The 5,130-nt window shown below is 69.2% G+C and carries 4 protein-coding genes and 1 pseudogene; 3 read left to right on the top strand and 2 right to left on the bottom strand.

The window, feature by feature from the left end; all coding sequences use genetic code 11:
- Together DQP56_RS22535 and DQP56_RS22530 are read right to left on the bottom strand one after the other, a co-directional pair.
- A pseudogene (locus tag DQP56_RS22535) lies at positions 1 to 278 on the bottom strand (DUF4129 domain-containing protein); the annotation flags it as partial.
- Between the two features lie 10 nt (positions 279 to 288).
- Entirely contained in the window at positions 289 to 1,518 is a 1,230-nt protein-coding gene (locus DQP56_RS22530; protein ID WP_435673903.1) for a DUF7847 domain-containing protein, read from the bottom strand.
- A 28-nt stretch (positions 1,519 to 1,546) separates the two neighbouring features.
- On the opposite strand from DQP56_RS22530, the gene DQP56_RS22525 reads away from it, so the two are divergent.
- From DQP56_RS22525 to DQP56_RS22515, 3 genes are all read left to right on the top strand, one after another.
- Positions 1,547 to 2,011: a GatB/YqeY domain-containing protein gene (locus DQP56_RS22525; RefSeq protein WP_112689210.1), complete on the top strand. Its 465-nt coding sequence runs from the start codon at positions 1,547 to 1,549 to the stop codon at positions 2,009 to 2,011.
- A 6-nt stretch (positions 2,012 to 2,017) separates the two neighbouring features.
- Positions 2,018 to 3,817, top strand: coding sequence for a glycoside hydrolase family 15 protein (locus DQP56_RS22520; protein ID WP_112689208.1), 1,800 nt, complete (start codon positions 2,018 to 2,020; stop codon positions 3,815 to 3,817).
- 88 nt (positions 3,818 to 3,905) lie between these two features.
- Complete coding sequence (locus DQP56_RS22515; protein WP_112689206.1) at positions 3,906 to 4,535, top strand: S1 family peptidase; 630 nt, start codon at positions 3,906 to 3,908, stop codon at positions 4,533 to 4,535.
- Positions 4,536 to 5,130 lie beyond the last annotated feature (595 nt).

The following is a 5,130-nucleotide window of genomic DNA, read 5'->3' as shown; positions in this document are numbered from 1 at the left end:
GAGGGACCGAACAACCGCGGGTCACCGCGGCCGTCGCGCAGCATGCGCCGGCCGACTGCGACCGCGGCCACCACCGCGGCCGCGAGCAGGATCAGCAGCACACTGATGGTGAACCACCCGCCCGGCAGCTCTGCGCCCTTGAGAATCAGCCGCTGAACCAGTGTCTCGAGGTAGTCGATGAACTGCTGCTTGGGCGATGGCCGCGGATACATCGGTTTGGCCAACTCGCGTTCGGCGGCCTCCCGGGCGGCTTCGCGGTCAATGTCGACGGTGGGCACCCGGCAGTCCTCACCCCGGCGGCCGGGTCAGCCACAGCTGGTCGGTCGACCCGGCGGCGTACGGTCCGCTCGCCACGCCGGTGCGCAGCACCAGATCGAACGCTTCGGAGCGGATACGGCGATCGGTATACAGCAGCACCGCCACACCGGCGGTGAACGGCAGCACGATGATCTGGCCGATCGTCGCGCCTATCCGGGAGAACACGTCCAGCTGCGCCGCCGTGGTCAGGGCGTCGGCGCCATGGGTGACTGCCATCCCGATGATGTTGAACGGAAACTCGACCGCGCTACTGACCAGCGACGCGATCAGCGCGGTCAGCGCCAGGATTCCCAGCACTCGCCAGAAACTGTTGCGCACCAGCGTGAACGACCGGCGCATCGCCTCGAACACCGGTTGGCGTTCCAGCACGATCACCGTCGGCGCGAACACCACCACCGCATAGCCGTAACCCAGCGCTGCGATCAGTGCCAGCACCAGCGGCAGTCCCACCAGCACCGCGGCGCCGGGCCCTCCGGCGCCGCCGGCCATCACGATGACGAACGCGGCGAATCCGCACAGTACCGCCGCCGCCAGGCCGACCAGGACGGTCAGGCCGATCAGCGCCGCAAAGCGGGTGCGGACGATAGCCCAGGCTTCCCCGACGGTGATCGGTGAGCCGAAGACCGAACGTCCGACGACGGCGGTCAGCATGCCGGTCAGCACGATGGTGCCCAGGGCTGTCACGAGTCCCGCGCCCGCGAACGCGATCAGCCACGCCACCACGTCCCCGCCGGAGATCTCGCCGGACGACGAGCCGCGATGCTCCGGCGCGACTGCCTTCAGCAGGCCGGCCAGTGCGATCCCGCTGATGATCTGGGTGGCCACCACGACGATCGCGGTCAGCCCGAGCACGACGGCCGGATTGGCGCGGACGTAGCCGACGGCGCCGTTGTAGATGTCGGTCAGGCTGAGCGGGCGCAGCGGGATCACGCCCGGTTTGAGTTCCGGCTGCGGATAGCCCGGGGACGGACCGAAACCGGGTGGTGGCCCGTAACCGGGCGGAGGGCCATAGCCCGGCGGTGGTGGGCCATAACCGGGGGGTGGTGGTCCGTAGCCGGGCGGTGGTGGTCCGTAGCCCTGCGGGGGTGGGCCGTAACCGGGTGGCGGCCCGTAACCGGGCTGCGGGCCATACCCGGACTGCGGGCCGTAGCCGGGCGGGGGAAAGCCAGGGTCCGGATAGCCGGGCGGCGGCGGATTCACCATGTGGCTGAGCGTAGCGTTATGCGCCATGGCGGAACTCAAATCCCGACTGCGGGCGGACCTGACCGAAGCGATGAAGGCGCAGGACAAGCTGCGTACCGCAACCCTGCGGATGCTGCTTGCCGCGATCCAGTCCGAGGAGGTCTCCGGCAAGCAAGCCCGCGAGCTGACCGACGACGACGTGCTCAAGGTGCTGACCCGCGAGGCGCGCAAGCGGGCGGAGTCGGCCGAGATCTACACCCAGAACAACCGCGGTGAGCTCGCCGCCGAAGAACACGCCGAGGCCCGGATCATCGCCGAGTACCTGCCCGAACCGCTCAACGAGGCCGAACTGGCCGACGTCGTCGAAACGGCACTGGCCCAGGTGGCCGAGGAGATCGGCGAGCGGCCGCACATGAAGCACATGGGCCTGGTGATGAAGGCCGCCACTGCGATCGCGGCGGGCAAGGCCGACGGTTCCCGGCTGTCGGCCGCGGTGAAGGAACGCCTCTAGCGGCCGATGGCATCAGCACTGATCGAGGACTACGCGCTGCTCGGTGACCTGCACACCGCGGCGTTGCTGGGCCGCGACGGCAGCATCGACTGGCTGTGCCTGCCCCGGTTCGACTCCCCGGCCTGTTTCGCGGCGCTGCTGCATGACGAATCCGCCGGTTACTGGCGCATCGCCCCGGCCGGCGGTGGCCCGGCGACCCGGCGCGGCTACCGCGGCGACACGCTGATCATCGACAGCGAATGGGACGCCCCGGGCGGCACGGTGCGGGTCACCGACTTCATGCCGCCGCGCGGGAAGAGCGCCGACGTCGTCCGGATCGTCGAAGGCGTGTCGGGGCGGGTCTCGATGCGAATGGACCTGACGATCCGGTTCGACTACGGCAATGTGGTGCCCTGGATTCGCCGCCGTGACGACGGGCTGATCGCGGTCGCCGGCCCCGACACGCTTTGTCTGTCCAGTCCGGTCGGCATGCGGGGCGAGAACATGACCACCGTCGCCGAGTTCGAGGTGGCTGCCGGCGAAAAAGTGCCGTTCGTGCTGACCCACACCCCGTCGCACCTGCTGCCGGAGGCCGTGCGGTCCGAGGCGGTGCGGGCACTGGGCAAAACCGAATCGTTCTGGCAGAACTGGATCGACCAGTGCCAATACCGCGGCCAGTGGGCCGACGCGGTGCGCCGCGCCGTGATCACCCTCAAGGCGCTCACCTACGCCCCGACCGGCGGGATCGTCGCTGCAGCCACCACGTCGCTACCAGAATGCCTTGGCGGCGTGCGTAATTGGGACTACCGGTACTGCTGGCTGCGTGACGCCACCTTCACTCTGCAGGCGCTGCTGGGCACCGGCTACGCCGCCGAAGCCAAAGCGTGGCGGGAATGGTTGGTGCGCGCCGTGGCCGGCGATCCGGCCAAGCTGCAGATCATGTACGGCCTGGACGGCACTCGTCGGTTGCCCGAGCAGACCCTGGACTGGCTGTCCGGCTACGAGGGTTCGGTGCCGGTGCGGACCGGCAACGAGGCCGCGGGCCAGTTCCAGCTCGACGTCTGGGGCGAGGTGCTCGACGGCCTGAACCTGGCGCTGGATTGCGGGCTGGAATGCGAGGACACCGCCTGGGACATCCAGCGCGCCCTGCTGGATTTCCTCGAAGGCCACTGGGACTCTCCCGACGCCAGCCTGTGGGAAGTCCGCGGCCCGCAGCGGCATTTCGTGCATTCGAAGGTGATGGCCTGGGCCGGGGTGGACCGGGCGGTGCACGCGGTGCGCAACCACGGTCGGGAAGGTCCCGTCGATCGGTGGCGGGAGCTTGCTGATGCCATCCACGCCGACGTCTGCGAGCACGGCTTCGACACCGAGCGTGGCACGTTCACCCAGTATTACGGTTCGGCCGGCCTGGATTCGGCGCTGCTGCTGATTCCCCGGGTGGGGTTCCTGCCGTGGGACGACCCGCGGGTGGTGGGAACCGTCGAGGCGGTACAGCGCGAGCTGTCCAGTGACGGCTTCCTGCGGCGCTATGACACATCCGACGGATCGGTCGATGGGCTGCCCGGGACCGAGGGGGCGTTTCTGGTCTGCACATTCTGGCTCGCCGACGCACTGCACGGCATCGGCCGGCGCGACGAGGCGCGGGCGCTGTTCGAGCGACTGTTGGGCTTGCGCAACGACGTCGGATTGCTCTCCGAGGAGTACGACACCGACTCCGGGCGCCAGGTCGGCAATACGCCGCAGGCGTTTTCGATGGTGGGTCTGGTCAACACCGCGCGGGGGCTCAGCGGGGAATCGACGCGCACCAAGCCCGGTGGGAACGGTTGACCCGGGCCGGGCGGCGATGGCCGGCGATTCGGGTCTCCAGCGGTCAGCGCCGGGCTAACATCACCGGGTGGTCCCGGGGTGGCGTGACATGTGGAAGCCGAGCCTGCTCACGGCCGCGCTCGCGGCGGCCGGTGTGGTGCTCGCCGGCGCGGCGCCGGCCAACCCGACGGCCGGCATGGAGGTCGGCAACGACGACAGTGTCTGCACCGCCGGCTTCGCCGCCCAGAACCGCTTCGGCGACTACTTCCTGTTCACCAGCGGGCACTGCGATTCCGGCGACGGCTCGGAATGGACCGACGCCGCGGCCGCGCCGCTGGGCCCGATCTTCGCCAGCGAGAACAACGGCGACGACCGCGACGCGGCCATCATCCGACTGCGCCCGGGAACACCCCCGCCCAACGGTGGCGTCGACGGCCGTTACCACATCCGGGATGTATTGGGTCCCGGCCAGATCCACGTTGGCATGCCGTTCTGCAAGGTGGGCTCGCGGACCGGGGAGACGTGCGGGGTCGTGACCGAAGTCGCCGGCAACCTCGTGGTGACGAATCTGTACAGCACTGAAGGCGACAGCGGCAGCCCGGGTTTCGTGACGAACCCCGATGGCACGATCAGCGCCGCGGGAATACTGACGGGCGGCCCCGAGGGCGACGACAACACCACCTATTTCGTGATGGTCGAGCCGATATTGCGGGAGTGGCGGCTGCAGCTCCTGAAGTGAGTGGCGCGGCAGGTTGTCGGTGCGGTAGGTGAAGATCAATGCAACGCGCGCACCGCCGGCCGGCTGGACCCAATTCGAGTGAGCCACCGGTGAAACCGGTTACCCGCGCCTATGGTGGACCAGTCAACACCGTGATCAGCGACCGGCTGACAACAGAAATGAGACGGCAATGAGCCGATTGTTGGGGCGCCGAGCCGCCATGTTTGCCGTTGTCGCGACATCAGGATCGCTGATGGGACTCGCCGCACCGGCCATCAGTCGGGCCTACCCCGTCGATGGCTGTGGCTACGGCATGTACTTCAACACAGAGACAAACCAGTGCGAACCCGGGGGGATCGACCCGCATCCGTTCATCGGACCCGCCGGACCCGCGGGTGTCGGCGGACCCGTCGGACCCGGCGGTGTTGTGGGCCCGGTCGGACCCGGGCCGGTCGGACCCGGGCCGGTCGGCCCCGGCCCGGTCGGCCCCGGCCGGCGCTAGGCAGCGCTTCGCTGCGTTGACGGCGGCATGTCCGGCGTACCGAGCAAGCCAAAGGCCCTGACCGGACTTGCTGGTCAGGGCCTGTGAACTGCATCAACGCCAGTCGGGGTGGCG

It is taken from the genome of Mycolicibacter senuensis, assembly GCF_003284925.1.
Lineage (GTDB): Bacteria > Actinomycetota > Actinomycetes > Mycobacteriales > Mycobacteriaceae > Mycobacterium > Mycobacterium algericum_A.
This window is presented reverse-complemented; position numbering and strand designations above follow the sequence as displayed.

Bases quoted from the DNA above. Each gene is read 5' to 3' on its own strand.
- DQP56_RS22525 (WP_112689210.1), top strand. From the start codon at position 1,547: ATGGCGGAACTCAAATCCCGACTGCGGGCGGACCTGACCGAAGCGATG.
- DQP56_RS22520 (WP_112689208.1), top strand. From the start codon at position 2,018: ATGGCATCAGCACTGATCGAGGACTACGCGCTGCTCGGTGACCTGCAC.
- DQP56_RS22515 (WP_112689206.1), top strand. From the start codon at position 3,906: ATGTGGAAGCCGAGCCTGCTCACGGCCGCGCTCGCGGCGGCCGGTGTG.